Origin of the sequence: Aeromonas sp. HMWF017, assembly GCF_003061465.1 — a bacterium.
Lineage (GTDB): Bacteria > Pseudomonadota > Gammaproteobacteria > Enterobacterales > Aeromonadaceae > Aeromonas > Aeromonas veronii.
In genome coordinates this window covers 1-18,870 of record NZ_QAJD01000047.1, presented here as the reverse complement: position 1 = coordinate 18,870, position 18,870 = coordinate 1, and the positions used below count along the sequence as shown (strand labels likewise).

The 18,870-nt window shown below is 56.2% G+C and carries 14 protein-coding genes and 2 tRNA genes; 8 read left to right on the top strand and 8 right to left on the bottom strand.

The window, feature by feature from the left end; translation table 11 throughout:
- The first annotated feature begins 35 nt into the window (after positions 1 to 35).
- Entirely contained in the window at positions 36 to 4,982 is a 4,947-nt protein-coding gene (locus DBR30_RS21315; protein ID WP_219927548.1) for a type I secretion C-terminal target domain-containing protein, read from the top strand.
- A 69-nt stretch (positions 4,983 to 5,051) separates the two neighbouring features.
- Here the strand turns inward: DBR30_RS21315 and DBR30_RS04205 are convergent, their stop codons facing one another.
- Positions 5,052 to 5,546 (bottom strand): hypothetical protein, encoded by a 495-nt coding sequence (locus DBR30_RS04205; protein ID WP_005335330.1) that lies wholly within the window; start codon positions 5,544 to 5,546, stop codon positions 5,052 to 5,054.
- Positions 5,547 to 5,731: 185 nt separating this feature from the next.
- Here DBR30_RS04205 and DBR30_RS04200 point away from each other — a divergent pair, with 185 nt between their 5' ends.
- Positions 5,732 to 7,687, top strand: coding sequence for a sensor domain-containing protein (locus tag DBR30_RS04200; protein WP_181363480.1), 1,956 nt, complete (start codon positions 5,732 to 5,734; stop codon positions 7,685 to 7,687).
- Positions 7,688 to 7,750: 63 nt separating this feature from the next.
- On the opposite strand, the gene rraB is transcribed toward DBR30_RS04200, so the two are convergent.
- The gene (rraB, locus tag DBR30_RS04195) at positions 7,751 to 8,086 is read right to left on the bottom strand and encodes a ribonuclease E inhibitor RraB (protein ID WP_026034893.1); all 336 of its coding nucleotides are present in this window, start codon (positions 8,084 to 8,086) and stop codon (positions 7,751 to 7,753) included.
- 265 nt (positions 8,087 to 8,351) lie between these two features.
- On the opposite strand from rraB, the gene DBR30_RS04190 reads away from it, so the two are divergent.
- The 3 genes from DBR30_RS04190 (at position 8,352) to DBR30_RS04180 (ending at position 10,208) form a co-directional block, all read left to right on the top strand.
- A tRNA-Phe gene (locus DBR30_RS04190) sits at positions 8,352 to 8,427 on the top strand.
- 4 nt (positions 8,428 to 8,431) lie between these two features.
- Positions 8,432 to 8,507 (top strand) — tRNA-Asn (locus DBR30_RS04185).
- A gap of 426 nt (positions 8,508 to 8,933) precedes the next feature.
- Positions 8,934 to 10,208: an alpha/beta hydrolase gene (locus DBR30_RS04180; protein WP_108541747.1), complete on the top strand. Its 1,275-nt coding sequence runs from the start codon at positions 8,934 to 8,936 to the stop codon at positions 10,206 to 10,208.
- A 52-nt stretch (positions 10,209 to 10,260) separates the two neighbouring features.
- Here the strand turns inward: DBR30_RS04180 and DBR30_RS04175 are convergent, their stop codons facing one another.
- Entirely contained in the window at positions 10,261 to 11,238 is a 978-nt protein-coding gene (locus tag DBR30_RS04175) for a cytochrome-c peroxidase (RefSeq protein WP_064339529.1), read from the bottom strand.
- Between the two features lie 418 nt (positions 11,239 to 11,656).
- Between DBR30_RS04175 and DBR30_RS04170 the strand changes: the two genes are divergently transcribed.
- Positions 11,657 to 12,382, top strand: coding sequence for a carbonic anhydrase (locus DBR30_RS04170; protein WP_108588196.1), 726 nt, complete (start codon positions 11,657 to 11,659; stop codon positions 12,380 to 12,382).
- Positions 12,383 to 12,468: 86 nt separating this feature from the next.
- Here the strand turns inward: DBR30_RS04170 and DBR30_RS04165 are convergent, their stop codons facing one another.
- The gene (locus DBR30_RS04165; RefSeq protein ID WP_108542166.1) at positions 12,469 to 13,377 is read right to left on the bottom strand and encodes a pseudouridine-5'-phosphate glycosidase; all 909 of its coding nucleotides are present in this window, start codon (positions 13,375 to 13,377) and stop codon (positions 12,469 to 12,471) included.
- On the bottom strand, positions 13,371 to 14,462 hold the full coding sequence (locus DBR30_RS04160; RefSeq protein ID WP_108588195.1) for a PfkB family carbohydrate kinase: 1,092 nt from the start codon (positions 14,460 to 14,462) through the stop codon (positions 13,371 to 13,373). Before DBR30_RS04160 ends, DBR30_RS04165 begins: the two co-directional genes overlap by 7 nt.
- A gap of 204 nt (positions 14,463 to 14,666) precedes the next feature.
- Here DBR30_RS04160 and DBR30_RS04155 point away from each other — a divergent pair, with 204 nt between their 5' ends.
- Complete coding sequence (locus tag DBR30_RS04155) at positions 14,667 to 15,119, top strand: RNA methyltransferase (protein WP_005335311.1); 453 nt, start codon at positions 14,667 to 14,669, stop codon at positions 15,117 to 15,119.
- A 110-nt stretch (positions 15,120 to 15,229) separates the two neighbouring features.
- Here the strand turns inward: DBR30_RS04155 and DBR30_RS04150 are convergent, their stop codons facing one another.
- On the bottom strand, positions 15,230 to 15,973 hold the full coding sequence (locus DBR30_RS04150; protein WP_108539808.1) for a substrate-binding periplasmic protein: 744 nt from the start codon (positions 15,971 to 15,973) through the stop codon (positions 15,230 to 15,232).
- Positions 15,974 to 16,165: 192 nt separating this feature from the next.
- Here DBR30_RS04150 and DBR30_RS04145 point away from each other — a divergent pair, with 192 nt between their 5' ends.
- On the top strand, positions 16,166 to 16,597 hold the full coding sequence (locus DBR30_RS04145; RefSeq protein WP_005335309.1) for a universal stress protein: 432 nt from the start codon (positions 16,166 to 16,168) through the stop codon (positions 16,595 to 16,597).
- Positions 16,598 to 16,674: 77 nt separating this feature from the next.
- Here DBR30_RS04145 and DBR30_RS04140 read toward each other — a convergent pair whose 3' ends face one another.
- A complete protein-coding gene (locus tag DBR30_RS04140; protein ID WP_108539805.1) occupies positions 16,675 to 17,310 on the bottom strand; it encodes a murein L,D-transpeptidase catalytic domain family protein in 636 nt (211 codons plus the stop codon).
- A gap of 174 nt (positions 17,311 to 17,484) precedes the next feature.
- Complete coding sequence (locus DBR30_RS04135; protein WP_043820833.1) at positions 17,485 to 18,591, bottom strand: porin; 1,107 nt, start codon at positions 18,589 to 18,591, stop codon at positions 17,485 to 17,487.
- Between the last annotated feature and the right edge of the window lie 279 nt (positions 18,592 to 18,870).

The window sequence follows — 18,870 nt, the reverse complement described above, 5'->3', positions numbered from 1 at the left end:
AGCTGGCGGATGGCACCTACCCGGTGGTGGCCACCGTGACCGACGTGGCGGGCAACAGCAAAACCGTCAGCCAGGACGTGGTGGTGGACAGCACAGAGACTAATGCCCCGACTGTCACCATCGTGGATGACAGCAACAACGATAAGCTGCTGAGCAAAGGTGAGATTGGCAATGACCAGGTGCAGGTGAAAGCTGAGGTCAATCACACCGAACTGACTGCAGGTGGCAAAGTGACCCTGACCATCAACAATGGCGATACCACCAGCACCGTCGAGCTGAAGCTGATGAGCGGGGTGCTACAACTGGCCAGTGGCCAGCCAGCGATCGGCTTTACCTATAACAACGGCACTATCAGCTGGACGGAGGCGACCCCGGCCAACGGCAAGTCGCTGACGGTGACGGCGACCCAGACCGACAAGGCGGGCAATGTCTCACTGCCGGGCAGCGACAACGCGCAGATCCTGAATGAAGCGCCGGAAACGGCGAACAAGCAGGCAAACGGCCAGGAAGATGCAACCAGCATCGCCATTCCGACCCTCAGTGGCAGCGACATTGATGGCAACGTGGTGAGTTTCACCATCAAGAGCTTGCCTGCCAACGGCATCCTCTATCTGAACGGTGTTGCGGTGACCGTGGATCAGAGCATTGCGGTGGCGGACGCCGGCAAGCTCACCTTCACTCCGAATGCGAACTGGAACGGCAACACCAGCTTCAACTATGCGGCAGTAGACAACGACGGCGCCGTGGATGCGAGTCCCGCAACCGTGACCATCAAGGTGGATGCGGTCAACGATCTGCCGACGCTGTCCATCTCTAACGGGGCTGTCCTCTCAGAAGAGGGGCTTTCCGGTGGTATTAAGGATACTGCAGGCAACAGCGACAGCACTGATAGTGTGGTAGCTAGCGGTAAGATCACGGTTGGGGATGTAGATAGTCAGGACACACTAAACGTTGCTCTGAGTGCACCTTCCACCGCTTTGACTTCCGGTGGCTCTGTGGTTCAGTGGAGTTGGAATACCACTACCAAAGTGTTGACCGGTTATACCGGCATGCAAGGCGGTGCGGACTACAAGGCGGTCATTGATGTCAAGTTGACCGCGCCTACCGGTAGCACCAAGGGTGACTGGAGCTATGAGGTGACCCTTAAGGCGCCGCTTGATCATCCGGATAAGGAAAGTGAAGACGCGCTTAGCTTCCAGGTGGGGGTGTCTGTATCTGATGGCAAAACAACCGTTACCGATAGTCTGCCTATCACAGTGGAGGACGATGCCCCCATCGCTGGCGATGCTGCCGCGGTTTCGCTGGTGAAAACCAGTATTCCTGATGTATTGACCGGCAAGTTCAGCATGACTGGTTATAGCGGTGATCGCACCAGCATTGATGGTGGCAAGTTCACCATTACGGCTAAAGGGTTCCTCTCTTCAACGTCTACTGTCTTGACCGGTGCTCTGGTTAATGGCTCGGGTGAAGGCATTGGTGTCAAGAGCTCGACAGCCCCTTACCACAATATTGAGAACGAGGTCGATTTCCGCAAACTGGCCGACGGCTCAGGGGTATCTGAAGAGCTGGTGATCAAGCTGGATGCCGGCACTGTGGCTTACGGTGCCAAGATCGAGTTCAGCAAGATGTTCGGTGGTGAGCTGGAGAGTGGGGTTGTTGAGTTCTGGCGGGATGGCCAGTTGATTGCAACCCAGAGTTTCAGCTCTAACGCGGCCAATGGCGATTATGCTGCCAATTTCCAGGTTCAGCAGGGTGGTTTTGACACCATGGTGATCAAGGCAACCGATAACGGTAAATCGGCCAGTTGGGGTGACAACAGCGACTTTACCGTCAAGTCTATCGAGTTCCTTGGCTCCTCTACTCCGCAGGCAATTGCCTATGGCTCGGGGACAGTGGCACCGCAATGGGGAGCTGATGGCAAAGGGAGTCTGGAGCTGGTTACCGGCACCGTTGAAACGGGTCTGAAAACTGCAGCTGGTCTGGCAATTACCATTACCGCGGAAGGTGCCAACAGCATGGTTGGCAAGGCCAGTGATGGCAGCTTGATCTTCAAGATGCAATTCACGCCTGCAACGGGCAAGTGGGAATTCTTCCAGTATGCAGAGATGCAGCGCCCGGTTGGTGATGGCGACATCGACTTCACCTTCAAGGCCTATGATCGGGACGGTGACGGCTCGCAAGGCAGCTTTGCTGTCAACCCGCTGGCGCGCCCTGATGTAACCGGCGTATCGAGTGCCACTGTGGTTGAAGGGGCTACCTTACAGCATGTTGTGACCTTGAGTGGTGCGACTAATGTAGCGACTGAGTACAGCCTCTCAATCGCGGGTAGTGGTACTCATGCTGCCTCTAACTCTGACTGGGGAACTCTGCAGTTCAGTCACGGTGTTACCTATAACAGCAGCACAGGCAAAATCTCAGTACCAGCCGGTGTGACGAGCTTTACAGTGTCAGTGCCGACAGTGAATGACAAGCTGGTAGAACAGACTGAAACCTTGACTCTGACAGTAGGTGGTGCGACCGGAGCCGGAACCATTACTGACAACGATCTCTCTGTGCGACTGGGCAATGGTCTGGTTGATGAGGATGGTTTGTCTGGCGGAAATGCACACTTGCCTGAGCCTGTGGGTATGCCTGCTAGCGGCCCGCTTTCTGTGACTCAGTCGCTGCAGGTGACTGATGGCAGTGGTGGTAATGTCTCTGGCGTACAACTCAAACTTGTTGGCATCACGGGTCTGAGCGGGGTGACGGGTATTGATGGTCAGCCGGTCAATGTTGTTCAGGATGGCGCCGGGCTCAAAGGGTACTTTGGTAACAACCCCGCCAATGTAGCCTTTACCGTGACGGTGGATAACAGTGCCAATCCACCGAGCTATACCTTTACTCTGCTCAAGCCGCTTAGCCACACAGTAGATGGCCAGAGCACAGTGTTGACCAGCCAGGACGAATTGCGCTTTACCGTCAACTATGAGGTAAGCAAATCTGGAGCTGAGACTGCCACTGGCTCGTTTGACTTGGCTGTGCGTGACGATGTACCAGTTGCTGGCCCGATCTTCCATGCCGTGGAGTCAGAAACCAAGGTTGGCGCCAATGTGCAGCTGATTTTGGATATTTCCGGCTCGATGGGGCGAGATGCTGGCAATGGGAAGACTCGCCTGGATGTCATGAAGGAGTCTGCCAACCAGTTGCTGGATCAATATCTGGCGCAAGGGCAAACTCGGGTGCAGTTGGTACTGTTCAGTGATGCAGCTCGTATGGTTAATCAGGGCACGAGTAGCAACCCCATATACTGGATGACTGTTGAACAAGCCAAAACATGGATCAATGGTTTGACTGCAAATGGGGGCACGGATTATGACGATGCTATTAAATTGGCCGAGACGAATTGGATTGGTACTAATAATGCGAAACCGTTAACCGGTGCTTCCAACGTAAGCTATTTCCTCTCTGATGGTGTACCGGAAGGTAGTGATGGCAGCAATCCCAACACCATTGAGGCGAGTGAACTTGCAGCGTGGACGAAACATCTGCAGAACAATAAGGTGACTGCGCTTGCATACGGCATGGGGAACAGTGTGCCAGCTGGCGAGCTGAACAAAGTTGCATTTGATGGTTACTTGAATGTGGATGGTAATGCGGTAATTGTCCCGGACGTGACCAAGTTGCCACCCATTCTGTTGCAATCTGTGGTGCAGCCGATAGGCGGTAATTTGTTGAGCGGTGTTGAGGGATATGGTGTTGGTGCTGATGGTGGTTTTGTTGGACAACTTACGATCCGCGGCGTGACGTATAACTTTGACGGCAACACCGTTACTACTGCAGGCAATTCGAGTGCGCTCAGCCATAGCTTTGATGCTGCAACCAAAACGCTGACTATCTACATCGATAACAAGCATTCGCTGATTGTCGATCTTGATAACGGCAGTTACCAGTTCTTTGGTGCTGCAGTGTCGCCCTCGGTCAAGCTTGATTTCGGTTACACCTTGAAAGATCTCGATGGTGACACCAGTGCAAGTACGCTGACCTTTGTTGTGGGTTATGACATCAAGTCAACGGGCGATATGATCGACTCTGTGCAGATGTATGACCCCACAGCCAGTAATCAGAAAGTGCAATGGTCGACATCCGGAACTGGCACCCCGATCGACAAGACGCTGCAGCACGTTGAAAACGGCATAGTTGTCGATGTGGGTGTCGGTGGCGACAAGGTCTACCTGGGTAAGGGTAACGATATTATCTATCTGGGAGACAGCCATGTATCCGGTTTCGATAGCAATTCCCAGCAGAAACAGGATGCAGCAGAGCTTGCCGTGGATAGCTTCAGCCGTGGAGCAGATTCGCTTCTGCTGCAAGACCCCAACAATGAAAACAGCGACCTGAAAATCACTGCAAACAGCAATGCCTATCTGGACATTGCTCATGGTGGTGGTGGAGATGACCGAATCTATGGTCAAAATGGCTCTGATGTCATTTTTGGTGGTTCGGGTAACGACCATCTCTACGGTGGTGACGGCAAAGATGCGCTGCGTGGAGGGAGTGGAAGTGATGTGCTTGATGGCGGAGCTGGTAATGACTATCTGATCGGTGGTTTGGGCAATGACATCCTGATTGGTGGGGAAGGGGCTGATACCTTTGTCTGGAACAAGGGGGATACCGTATCCGGCTCCCTGACCAAGGATTACATCATGGACTTCAACAAGGGGTCAGGCTCCATCAACCGTTTGGAAGGAGACAAGCTGGATCTGAGCGATTTGCTGGATCACGATGGTTCTCACAGTACGACTGATCTGAAGAGTCTGCTCTCGGTGTTCCAGGACAATGAAGGGGTGCACCTGCAGGTCAAGGAGAGCAGTACTGCGCCGGTGACTCAGGAGATTGTGCTGATGAACCATACCTTCGACAGTCTGACGGGCGGTTCTGGCACCACGGCCAACCAGGTGATCGATTACATGTTGACCAACAACATGCTCGATATCGACAAGTAAGCCCAACTCGGGGCAATAAAAAGCGGCAGAGCAATCTGCCGCTTTTTTTATCTTTGCAGGGAAGCGAAATCAGTTGCCGAGGGTGGCGAACAGGCTCTGCTCCAGGGTACCGCGGGAGACACAGACCGGCTTGATGGACGGGGCCGGTACGCGCTCGCCTGAGGATTCAACGAAGAACAGCTCGGTGTTGCCCTTGACGTTGACGGTGGCCACGCTGCTGTTGCCGCTCTGGGTGATGATCAGGTTTATCTGCAGGTTCGGGTTGCCCAGTGCAACTTTGGAACCCATGGTGCCGCAGTCCAGCCACTCCAGCCCGTCGGCTGACTGGTTGACGTTGGCAGTCATCAGGCCGGAGCCACGCTGGCTGTTTTCGATGGTGAGGCCGTGATCGGTGAACCACTTCTCGGCGCGAGCCCACACCAGATCCACCGGGATCGCCATTTCCTGAGTGTTGTTGGTTGCCTTGGCAATTGGCGGGTTGTAGCGATACTCCTCACCGCCGTTATTGTCACCAGCACAACCAACCAGCAGCAGCGCCAATGCGCTCCCCATAATCTTTTTCATCTTGTTTCTCTCGTCCATATCACCAGGCCATTGGCCAACCGGCGCCTATTATCGCCGGAGCGACAATCTCTGTCAGCAACCATCCAGCGTTCGGTGTTATGGGGAGGTGATCGGGGTGCTTTACAAAATTGGTTTGCTATCATAGATTTGCTCGAAATTCCTCCATAAGCGCCCCTGTGACCAACATGCTCACCCCGGATCTGCTGCAGCAGATCATCGACCAATTGCCAATGAGTATCTTCTGTCGGGATAGTCATGGGCGTTACCTGTTCGCCAATCGTGAGTTCGCCCGTGAAGCCAAGCTGGAGTCGCCTGCCGAGGTAGTCGGCAAGACAGATGCAGAGATGCCCTGGGGCGATCTCTTTCGCAGTGAGGATGAGCAGCTGCTTGCCGGAGGCGTGCCGATGCTGTATCAGCAGCTCCATTGCAACCGGGGTGGTGATACCTGCTGGATGGAGGTGCACAAGGTGCCTCTTTACACCCCGCAGGGGGAAGCGTGCGCAGTATTCGGGGTGGTTAATGAGATTGCCCAGCGCAAGAGCCTGGAACAGACGGTCAAAAAGCAGCAGTTGTTGCAGCGTTTTCTGCTCGATGCTATTCCTGACCTGATCCGTTTCGATGATCACAACGGGGTGTTGCTGGAGTGCAATCAGGCGTTTCTCGACTTTATCGGCCAGGGGGCGGATGAGGTGCTGGGTCAGCAACTGCCGTTCCGGCTGGCGGCGCCGCAGGGGATGGGTCATGGCGAGTGTTGTCTGCTGGATGCCAGCGGGCAGGGTCGACACATGGAGATCACCCGGGTCGATGTCCCCGATGGTGATGGCCACTCCCTCGGGATCCTGACGCTGGGGCGTGACATCACCGGCCTGCGCACCACTCAGGCGCAGTTGCAGCAGGAGCAGCACTACGACAGTCTGACCGGACTGCTCAAACTCTCCCGATTCTTGCAGACCAGCCGCCATCTTGGGGGACGCAGTGCCACGCTGGTGCTGGTTGATCTGCACCATTTTCGTGAAATCAACGATCGCTTCGGGATCCGGATTGCCGATCGACTGCTGAGCCAGGTGGCCAAGCGGTTGCAGCAGCTGGTACCGCCGCGTTCTCTGCTCTGTCGGGTCGCTGCCGATGACTTCAGCCTGTTGTTGCCGGATTTCAATGAGCCATTGCAGGGGTGGAGCCAGCATCTGCAGCAGCAGTTGATGGAGCACTATCAGGTGGAAGATCATCGCATCCAGATCCCGGTGTTTCTGGGGCTGGCCCAGGGGCGGGCAAGCGATGCCGAGCGGTTGCTCAGTCATGCCGAGGCTGCGCTGGCGCAGGGCAAACGGCAGCAGCATTACTGCACCCTGTTTGCTCCCGAGCTGCATGCCCGGCTCAAGCGACGTCAGCTGATCGCCGCCCAGTTGCCGCTCGCTATCAAATCTGCCCAGCTGGTTGCCGTCTATCAGCCTATTATCTGTACTCGCACTCACCGGCTGCACGGCGCCGAGCTGCTCTGTCGCTGGCCCCATCCCGAGCTTGGGATGATCTCCCCCGACGAATTCATTCCGTTGGCGGAAGAGATGGGGATCATCGGTCAGCTTGGCCAGCTGATGCTGGAGCAGGGGTGTGCCCAGCTGGCGCAGTGGCAAACTGCGCAGCCGGATATGGTGCTCTCCATCAACCTCTCGCCGCTGCAGTTTCGTGATCCGGCGCTCTGTGAGCGGGTCTCTGCCTGCATCGCTCGCCATGGTCTCAAGGCCAGTCAACTGGAGCTGGAGATCACCGAAGGGGTATTGATGGAGAATGCCGACGAGATTGAGACCAACCTCGACAACCTGATCGCCGCCGGTTTTCAGTTGGCCATCGACGACTTTGGTACCGGTTACTGTTCGCTGGCCTATCTGCCGCGTTTGCAGGTGGCGACCCTCAAGCTGGATCGCAGCTTCACTCAGGGGTTGGCCAGCAATAGCGCGACCACTGCTATCGTGCGTTCGGTCATCGGATTGGGCCATGAGCTTGGGATACGGATCACCGCCGAAGGGGTAGAGACACCCGAGCAGCAGCTGTGGCTGACCGAGGCGGGGTGTGATCGGCTTCAGGGCTATCTGTTCAGTCGTCCCCTGCCGCCGGCGGAGTTTGCTGCCAGCTATCTGGCGTGAGAGATCGTCAGAAACAACAAGGCCACTGCAAGGTGGCCTTGTTGTTTTACGATGGAGGCAGGATCAATCCTGGAAGTAGGTGCCCCAGCCATCGTAATCCACCCCATATTTTTCCAGGATGGGCAGCATCTTGGCGATATCGGCAACGATCGCTTCGACATTCAGCTTGCACTCGATGGTGGCATCGAAGCAGAAGATGGTGGCGCCGTCATCCAGCTCCATCTCTTCGGCATCGGTCACTTCAAAACCGGCCTTGAACAGGTCAACCGCTGCTTTTTCCAGACGGTCGAAATCCTGGCAGGCGAAGTGGTGCTCGATGTCGTAATCCGCATCGGGATTGCTGCCATCGGCCAGCAGTTCGTTGACGATCTCGGTGGTCTCATCACGCCACTCTTGCATATTCAGACTCATGTTGCCTCCAGGCGGTATCATTGCGGCAAAGCATACTCGCAGAGTGGATTCGGCTCAATGCGGCGGACCCGCTGAACCTCGAATTTCCATCATATTGGCGCAGACTGCAGGGTGTTCAGAGGCCAGCAAGTGCGTGAAACGGGACTGGGATGGATAATAAATGGCCGCTTCGTTCGGTTGTTGAGCGAACGCACTTTTTATCGTGCCATCATGGTTGACACGCTGCGCTGGAAAGGGTTTAATGCGCGCCGTTGCCCAGATAGCTCAGTCGGTAGAGCAGGGGATTGAAAATCCCCGTGTCGGCGGTTCGATTCCGTCTCTGGGCACCATAATTCCTCCTTAGTTCAGTCGGTAGAACGGCGGACTGTTAATCCGTATGTCACTGGTTCAAGTCCAGTAGGAGGAGCCAAATTCGAAAAGCCCGCTCAATCGAGCGGGCTTTTTCATTTCTAATTGCTGTTGCATGCCGCCAAAAAGAGCGTTGCGCCACAGGTGGCACTGAACAGCAGCATTCCGGTCTGCAGCATGCTGCCAGGGCATGGCTTCTTCTCTCTTTTTCTAGCCCTGATCCACTTCGGTTTCATCACATTCCCTTATCCATTTTGTCGGCCTGAATGGCTGCACTCCTGTGCAGGCGAGCCATCTTTGTTGAATGGCGCCATGGCGTCAATCTCCCCTGCAAAACAATTAATTCAGCACTGTTGAAGAGCGGCTTGTCTGGTGATGTTTCGACCTTTAAGCCATTGTTAACATTTTGGAAAACCGGAGTGACCCTGTGGCTGGGCGGGGATATGATGGGGTCAATGATGTTCCCATCCTGACGGAGAGACCCCAGATGAACAGCCCCTTGAGCTATGTACTGGACGGCATTCATTGCGAGCCGCACTTTTTTACCGTTCCCCTCGATCATGATGAGCCGGATGGTGACAGCATTACCCTGTTTGCCCGCACCCTCTGCCGTAAAGACAAGATCGATGAGAAGTTGCCCTGGCTGCTTTTTCTGCAAGGGGGGCCGGGATTCGGGGCTCCGCGCCCGACGGCCAACAGTGGTTGGCTCAAACGGGCGTTGCAGGAGTTCCGAGTGCTGCTGCTGGATCAGCGTGGCACCGGGATGTCGAGCCCCATCCACGGGCAGAGTCTGGCCAAAATGACCCCGGCCGAGCAGGCGGAGTATCTCGGCCATTTTCGCGCCGACAGCATAGTGCAAGATGCCGAGTTCATCCGGCAGGAGCTCAGCCCCAAGCATCGCTGGAGCCTGCTTGGTCAGAGCTTTGGCGGTTTTTGCTGCCTGACCTATCTCTCGCTCTTCCCCGATAGCCTGCGGGAGGTCTATATCACCGGCGGCATCGCGCCGATTGGCCGCAGCGCCGAGGAGGTTTACCGCGCCACCTATCAGCGGGTGGCTGACAAGAACCGAGCCTTCTTCGCCCGCTTCCCCCACGCTCAGGGGATTGCCAACCGGTTGGCCAACCATCTGCACCAGCACGATGTGCGACTGCCCAACGGCCAGCGCCTTACGGTGGAGCAGTTCCAGCAGCAAGGGCTGGATCTCGGCGCTACGGGTGCCTTTGAGGAACTTTATTACCTGCTGGAAGAGGCCTTTATCGGCGACAAGCTGAGCCCGGCCTTTCTCTATCAGGTGCAGAGCATGCAGCCATTCAATACCAACCCGCTGTTTGCCATCCTGCACGAGGCTATCTACGCCGAAGGGGAGGCGACTCGCTGGGCGGCGGATCGGGTCAGAGTGGAATTCCCGGCGGTGAACTGGGCACCCGGCAAGGATTTCGCCTTCACCGGCGAGATGGTTTACCCCTGGATGTTCGAGCAGTTCCGCGAGTTGCTGCCCCTGAAAGAGGCGGCTCATCTGCTGGCCAACAAGGCGGACTGGGGGGCGCTCTATGACCCGGCACAACTGGCCTGCAACCAGGTGCCGGTAGCATGCGCCGTTTATGCCGAGGATATGTATGTGGAGTTTGACTACAGTCGCGAAACTCTGCGTGGTCTTGGCAACAGTCGCGCTTGGATCACCAATGAGTATGAGCACAACGGTTTGCGTGCCGATGGTGAAGCGATTTTTGATCGCCTGATCACCCTGAATCGGGATCGCTGAATCGTCCGGTAAGGTAACAGACAACAGGGGCCACGGCCCCTGTTGTTTTTTATCAGCTTTTTACCTCTGGTTTGGGGGTATCAGGTTGTGACGGTGGGAGTTGTGGCAACACGATCTGCGGCTGCTCACCGGTCAGGCTCTTGAGGTAGGCAGTCATATCTTCGGCTTCCTGATCTGTGAGGCGCTGCCCCAGCTGGATATCAGCCATGATCTGGACTGCCTCCTTCAGATCCCATACTGCACCATCGTGGAAGTAGGGATAAGTCAGCTCGATATTACGCAGGGTGGGTACCTTGAACCAGCCGATGAACTGCTTCTCTCCGGTGACTGCCCCGCGACCCTGAGCCGGGTTATCCGTTTTGTAACTCTTGACCAGTCCCATCTTCTGATAAGAGTTGCCGCCGATAGCGACCCCGTTGTGGCATGCCGTGCATCCTTTGGCTTTGAACAGTTCATACCCTTTCAGCTGTTGTGCGGTCAGTGCCTTGCTATCCCCTTTCAACCAGCGGTCAAACGGGGCATTGGGGGTAACCAGGGTCTCTTCAAAAGCAGCGATGGCATCGGTGACTTCGTCAATGCCGAAATTGTCCTTGCCATAAACAGCGCTGAAGCGGGTGCGATAACCAGGTAGGGTATGCAGAGTTTCTACCGCCAGATTGTGGGTAAATGCCATCTCCAGCGGGTTGGCGATGGGGCCTGCCGCCTGCTCTTTCAGATCCTTGGCGCGACCATCCCAGAACTGCACGAAGTTGAGGCTGGAGTTGAGTACGGTCGGTGAATTAATAGGGCCCACTTTCCATTTATGGCCGAGTGAGCTGACTTGATTATCCACCCCACCGGTCGCCAGGTTATGGCAGGAGTTACAAGAGATTGCGCCGGATTTGGAGAGTCTTGGCTCGAAAAACAGCATCTTGCCCAATTCGACTTTTTCCGGGTTTGTCACCTTGGCTGGTTCCACGGGCTGTATGGGTTCATTCGCCCAACCGGCACCGGGTAATATCAGTGCCACTAGCAAACAATATTTTCTCATTGCGTCATCTCCCTTGATGCTGTTTATGCCAGCAAGACAAGGATGACGTCAAAGCGCTGCTCATTAATTGATTAAAATCAGGCTTGCTTGATTATTTACAATAAAAACAATCACATATGGTTTGTTGGCAAAATTGGGGCAGGATAATTAAGAGGAGAGTATGAAATTAGCATCATGTCTGGATTATGTGCGAAGCAAAGAAAATGAACAGGCGATTAATTAGATTGCTGTCATTGAATAAAGCGATTATTCAATATGCCTTGCCATTCTGCCGTTAAATAAATACCTATCAAATACATCATTAATAATAAACCGACAGGATGAGAAAATTGTACCCTGCGTTTCAACACCCTCTGTCGTCTTGTTCTTTGGAGCGGCGCCGGATGGTCGTGCTTTTCAATCAAGATAAGGATGTATGATGAGAAAGTCTCTGTTGGCCTGCTCCCTGTTGCTGTGCCCTGTCGTGTTTGCTGCCACCCCCCATTGGGAATATAGCGGTGAGGCGGGGCCTGCCCACTGGGCCAAGCTGACCCCTGAGTTTGGTCAGTGTGCGGGCAGCAATCAGTCGCCGGTTGACCTGAGCGGATTGGTCGAGGCCAAACTGGCCCCGCTGGTACTCCACTATCAGGCGGGTGGCAACACAGTGGTCAACAACGGTCACACCGTGCAGGTCGGTTATGCCCCGGGCAGCACCTTGCAACTCGATGGCACCAGGTTTGAGCTCAAGCAGTTTCACTTCCACGCCCCGAGCGAAAACCTCATCGAGGGCAAATCCTATCCGCTGGAAGGGCATCTGGTGCACGTTAATGACAAGGGAGAGATCGCCGTGGTGGCGGTGATGTTCGAGGCTGGCAAGGCCAATCCGGCGCTGGCGGCAGCCTGGAGTGCATTACCTGCCAAGGTGGGAGAGATTCACACTCTCAAGGCGCCGCTCTCTGCTGAGCAACTGTTGCCCGAGAGCCGTGACTACTATCGCTTCAGCGGTTCCCTCACCACGCCCCCCTGCTCGGAAGGAGTGCGCTGGCTGGTGATGAAGCAGCCGGTCGAGGTCAGTCAGGCCCAGATCGACGCCTTCAAGGCTGTGATGCACCACCCCAACAACCGGCCGGTGCAGCCCCTCAATGGGCGCGTGGTACTGCAATAACACAGTGTTGCAATAGCACAATAGATTGCAAAAACAACAAGAGGGCCGCGAGGCCCTCTTTTGCATGGCGAGGTATCGGCGTGCGATCAGAGGCTGGCGGCGATGCGGGCACCGAGGGCCGCGTTGTTCAATACCAGCTGGATGTTGGCCGCCAGCGAGTTGCCGCCAGTCAGCTCGCAGACGCGGGCCAGCAGGAAGGGGGTTGACGCCTTGCCCTTGATCCCCTGCTCATCGGCTTCACGCAGCGCCTGGGCAATAGCTGCGTCGATATCGGCTTTCGGCATGGCGTGTGCGGTCGGGATGGGGTTGGCCACCACGGCGCCGCCCGCCAGTCCCAGCTCCCACTTGAGGCGCAACGCCTCGGCGATGGCTGCAGGGGTATCAAGGCGATAATCGACCTTGAAGCCGCTCTCGCGGGTGTAGAAGGCGGGCAGCTCCTCGGTTTGATAGCCGATCACCGGCACCCCTTGCGTCTCCAGATACTCCAGCGTCAGTCCGATATCGAGGATCGACTTGGCGCCGGCGCAGACTACGGCCACCGGCGTCTGGGCCAGCTCCTGCAGATCGGCGGAGATATCGAAGGTCTCCTGCGCGCCGCGATGTACCCCGCCGATCCCGCCGGTGGCAAAGACCCGGATCCCGGCCATGGCGGCAATGATCATGGTCGAGGCGACCGTAGTGGCCCCCATCCCTTTGCGTGCCAGCACGAACGGAATGTCGCGGCGGCTGCACTTGGTAACCGCATGGCCAGCCCGACCGAGGGCCTCCAGCGCACCGGCATCCAGTCCCACCTTGAGGCGGCCGTCGAGAATGGCGATGGTGGCCGGAATGGCGCCGTTATCGCGCACCACCTGTTCAACCTGACGGGCCGTCTCCACGTTCTGCGGATAGGGCATGCCGTGGGAGATGATGGTGGATTCGAGGGCGACCACCGGTTTGCCAGCGGCCAGCGCGGCAGCCACTTCCGGTTGGATATCGAGGTAAGCGTTCAGCATGAGTACTCCTCCAGTATGCGGTCAACGGCGGTCTTGCTCAGACCGGAAAAAACGGTATCGGAACAATTGACGGTGAGGGCGGCGCAGCCCAAGGCAAAGCGGGTGGTTTGGGCAATGTCGAGCTGTTGCAGCCAGGCGTGGGCGAGGCCAGCCATAAAGGCATCCCCGCCGCCGGTGACGTTGAGCACCGGGCTGCCCAGCACCGGCAGATGGCCCTGCTGCTCGCCATCGCTGTAGAAGATCCCCTGTTCACCCAGACTGAGGAACAGTCGCTTGATCCCGGCGCGGTGGAACCAGGCGGCCACCATGGGCCAGGTTTCGGGCCCGGCGATGGTCATGCCGCACAGCTGCTCGGCTTCGCTGCGATTGGGTTTGAGGGTGTGGATCTTGCCGAGCCAGGGGCGGATCTTCTCCACCTTGGCCACCGAAACGGTATCGACAAAGATGGCGTGCTCCCCCTGTCGCTCGAACAGCCAGTCGAGGGTATGGATGGCCAGATTGGTGTCGAGCACCCAAAGCCGGGCACCGCCGAGAAAGCCTGCGAGGGGTGTCAGGCGGGCAGGGGTGAGTTGCTCTATGATGGCCATGTCATTGATGGCACAGCTCATTTCGCCGCTGCCATCATGCAGGCTGAGATAGCAGGAGGTGGTGTGGCCATCGAGCACCAGAGTCTGGCGCACATCGACGCCGGCCCGCTGGCTCACCTCCAATAGATGGTGGCCATACTGGTCGTTGCCGACCGCGGTCAGCAGCCGGGTATCGCTGCCGAGTCGCGCCAGATTCTCGGCGATATTGCGGCCAACACCACCGGCCGAGGTGCGCACCTTGCCCGGGTTGGAGTCGCCGAGCAGCAGGTTGTCATGGCTGGTGCCGCAAATATCCATATTGGCACCGCCGATCACCACTACGTAGGGGCCCTCTCGCAGTACATAACCTCTGCCTTGCACATATCCCTGCCGGATCAGGCTGGAGATGTGGCTGGCCAGCGCGGAGCGGCTGATGCCAAGGCGATCGGCCAGCTCCTGCTGGGCAATCATGGGATCCTGACGCAGCAGGGCGAGGATCTCTTGTTCACGCTCAGTCATAGACAAACATCCATTTGCAAACGTTTGTCTATTATTGCTGGGAAACGTTTGCTGGCTATCAGCTTGTACAAAATTTGTCGGCTTGCGCACAAAAAATCGACATTCAAAGCTGGGTTGGCAAGCGGTTTAGCCGGGGAGGGGACTTTTAACGGGTCGGTGGCCTTGCAACGGCTTATAATGGCCGCCGCAAGATGAGGAGAGATGATGGAAAAGAGTGCATTCTGCTGCGTGGGGCTGGTCAATCCCAAGTCTCCGGAAAATGTCGGCTCCGTGATGCGGGCTGCGGGTTGTTACGGGGTCGACGAGGTCTACTACACCGGCAACCGCTTCGAGCTGGCGCGCCGGTTTGCCACCGATACCAAGCAGATGGTGGAGAAGATCCCGCTGCTCGGGGTGGATGATCTGATGGCGTTTATCCCGCAGGGATGCGTGCCCGTGGTGGTCGATCTGATCGATGGCGCTACGCCGCTCCCCGACTATGTCCATCCGGAACGCGCTTTTTATATCTTCGGGCCGGAGGATGGTACGCTCGATCCCGCCCTCTATGGCGCGGTGAAAGATGTGGTTTATGTGCCGACCCAGGGCTGCATGAATCTGGCCGCCTCGGTCAATGTGATCCTCTATGACCGATTGGCGAAGGGGTTCCGGCAACCCTGAGTTGTGGTGTGGCAACGGTGACTCAAACCACAATGGAGACGGTGTTGCTTATGGGCAGGTTGCTGCTGTTGACGGGGCTACGGCATCCTTCTCTTTCTCCTATGGTGGGATCAGTTTTCGCCTGCCTTGACCGCCTGTTCCTCGAGAAAGTCGCGGTAGTAGTCATAGAGGTGATAACGGCGATATATCTCGGCCAGCGTGCCGTGACGGATCAGATTCACCATCTCCTGATCCCACAACTGCAGTAGCCGGTCGCCCTGCTCGGTATCGGCAAAAATGGGATAAGTCGGGATCCAGCGCAAAATGGTGCGGTACATATTGGCCGGGGTTTCATCGGCGGCATGGAGCACGCCAGCGGTCAGGTAATAGCGATAGCGCCCCTTGCCAATCAGCTGCAGAGCCATCTCATGGTTGTCGATCTCGTGCCACCGCATGGTGACCGGAAGATATTTATCCAGCACCCATCCTCGCCGCCAGAGTACGGTCTCTCCCTCCAGGCTGCGCTCTCCCCGCCATTGCGGCTGCCACTGCTTGAGCATGAAGACGGTCACATCATCGGCGGAGGCTGGCTGATGGGGCTGCTTGACCCCCTTGATCTCGTCCAGATAGACACTCATCGCCATATCCCCCTCTTGCCTGGCGACCATGGCGACGGCGCGTTTGTAGGGCACGATATGGGGCACGATCTGATAGCCGTGGGGTTGGTAGATGGTTCGCACCAGATCGAGATAGATACCGCGGCCATCCGGTTGGCAGAAACCGGGCCAGCCATCGCAATAGACGTGAATATCAGCTGTGCGAGCGTGGGCGATCGCACACAGAGAGCAAAGCAGCAAACAAGCGATGCGCAGCATGGTCAGCATTTTCCTCGCAGGGGGTGAGGAGGAGAGCACGTATCACCTGATTTATACCATGCATTGATCGCGGCGGGCGGAGAAAACATCCCGCATCTCCATTTTGCGACAGGGTCGAGGGTTATTTGCGGTCGGATCGTTATGATCGAGTAAAGATTCAATAGCACCCCAATCAGTAGAGGAGACTGCATTATGCCATCGATCAAGACTCTGCTCTGTCCAGTCGATTTTTCCCAAATGTCTCGCGCGGTACTCGACTATGCCGTTTTCATGGCACAGAGCCATCAGGCCCAGCTCAAGCTGATCCACGTGGTTGATCAACTGCACGGTTTTGACAGTTACAAGATCCTTCATATGACGGCCATCGAGATCACCCACGAGATGGAGCGTCAGGCCAGAACCCAGCTCAAAGAGCTGGTTGCCACCCTGCCGATCCCGGCCACCTTTGATATTCGCTTTGGCCGAGCCGCCGATGAGATTGTCATTCAGGCCAAGGAGGATGAGGTTGAGCTGATCGTGATGGGTAGCCACGGTCGCTCCGGTATCAGCCATCTGCTGGTAGGCAGTGTCGCCGAGTCTGTGGTGCGTCATGCACCCTGTCCGGTACTGGTGGTGCGCCAATAACGCGCCACGTTTAGTGTGAAAAGCGTAACAAACAAGGCCAGCGATCGCTGGCCTTGCGTTTTCTGGTGTTGTGCCCGCTAGCCGTGGGCGTAGATGACACTTCCTCCCTTGATGGTATCTATGATGGCTCTGGCCTGCTCTTTGGGCAGGGCGGGGCAACCCCAACTGCGGCCCAGCTTGTCATATTTGCGCAGATGGGTCGGGCTGGCATAGGCGGCGCCATGTACCACGATGGCACGCTTGCGGGCATTGCTGTTCTTGCCAGGGCTGAGCCCGTCCAGCCGCAGGGAGTAGCCATGTTTGCCCAGATAGGTTTCTGCGGTGCGATAGACGCCGAGGGAACTTTGGCGGGAGTTGAGCTGGTTGGAAAAGTGTTTTGCGGCCAGTTCACCTGAGTTGCGGCCATGGCTGACCCAGGTGTGATAGAGCAGCTTGTGGCGTTTCATATCGATGACAAACAGTCTGCGCTGGGTGGATGGCTTGCTGTAATCGATGATGGTGAGAATGGGTTTGCGTTTGTGGCGCACAGTTTGATAACTGTTGAGTGCCTGACGAAAGGTCTGTTTATCCAGCTTGCCTGCCAGACCCAGTTGACGATAGAGGCTCTGATCCCAGCTGGCATCTGCCGTACTGCTCCAGATGAGCGATATCAACAGCAGTGGCAAAAACAGCCACCCGCGTTGCCAGTCTATGTTCCCGCGCGCTTGTCTCATCCGTGAATATCTCCTTGTCACTCCCTGTCAACGACGCGGATATTGCCATCAATCCGCTCGATAGTTATATGCAAGGTGCTGAAAAGGCGCAATAAAAAAACCGGCCGCAGAGCGGCCGGAAGTCATTCAAACAGTAGACATTGGTATCACAGGGTATAACTGACTTCCAATTACTTAGAAGTTGTACTGCAGGGCAACCGCGACTACGTCATCGGTGTTCTTGCCCAGAGAGTTGGTGGACTTGCCATCTACGGAGTCCAGCAGGTTCAGCTTGTAATCAACGTAGGCGTTGAAGTTCTCGGTGAAGTTGTACCAGGCACCGATAGATACGTACTCGGTGTAGGTATCATCGATACCACGAGCGGAGTCTTTCACGTCAGTGCGCAGGTAGGCCAGAGAAGGCTTGAACTTGCCGATGGTGTACTGGGCAACGGCTTCGTAGCCATCCATCTTCTCGGCGTAGCCGTTGTTGACGAACAGGTGGTCTTCACCGTGGGAGTAGGTTGCAGCCAGGTAGAGGTCGCCAGTTGCATATTTGGCGCCGAAGCCCATCAGCTTGGCATCCTTGTCGCCACCGAAGGCGGCGTAGCGAGCTTGCTCGTCAGTCTTGCCAGCCTGGTTATAGGCAGCACCCAGGCTCAGGCCCATATCGAAATCGTAGTTGGCAGATACTGCGAAGCCTTCAGCAGAACCTTTGCTATTCCAGCTTTCGCCGTTGTAGGTGTTGCCGTTGAAAGATTCAGTGATTGCACTGCGACCGGCGTTTTGCGGATCGTTGTTACCGGTGAACTGGGCACCCAGAGTCAGACCCTGATAGGTGTAGATGTACTGGGCCAGACCGTTGGTACGGCCGGTACCGAATACTTCAGTATCTTTGCCCAGGCCGTCACCGCCCCACTCAGGCAGGACGTCGGTATAGTTGTTGACGGCCTTGGTGAACAGACCATCCTGACGACCATAGCTGAAGGCGCCGAAACGGTCGTGCTTGATGCCGGCATAGGCATAACGCAGCTCGTCGTTGTCAGAACCGGAAGTCGGCAGGTTGTACTCGGCAAAGCCGAACGCCTTCATCTCGGGAGCAATCTTGGTCTCGCCAGCAACGTGCAGACGGAAGTAGCTCTGGTCACCTTCGGAACCGTTGTCGTCAGTACCGTAGTAAGCACCTTGTGCACGGCCGCCGATTTCCAGCTTGGTATCGTTCTGGTTGTAAACGGTAGCAGCATGGGCGCCGCTCGCCAGCAGCAGGCTGGAGATGGCAATAGTCAGTGCAGACTTCTTCATATGCGTTATTCCTCTGATGTAAACACTTCCGAACTTGTTGTCGGTTCTGTGAAATCGGAAATGGTCCGATAGCCACACGGTAGGCGTCCCAACCTTGACTGGGCCTGAATCCATCGTTGTTTAATTGAGGTGACGAGGTCGTTATCAAGACTGGATATGACGGTTTTTGACAAGATAAAAAGAGATTAAATTCAATGAATTATTTTCTAGTGACTTTTTTGACATCAAGGCTGTTCTGAGCAACAAGGTCGATGGTTCAAGTTGTGAGCTAGATCACGG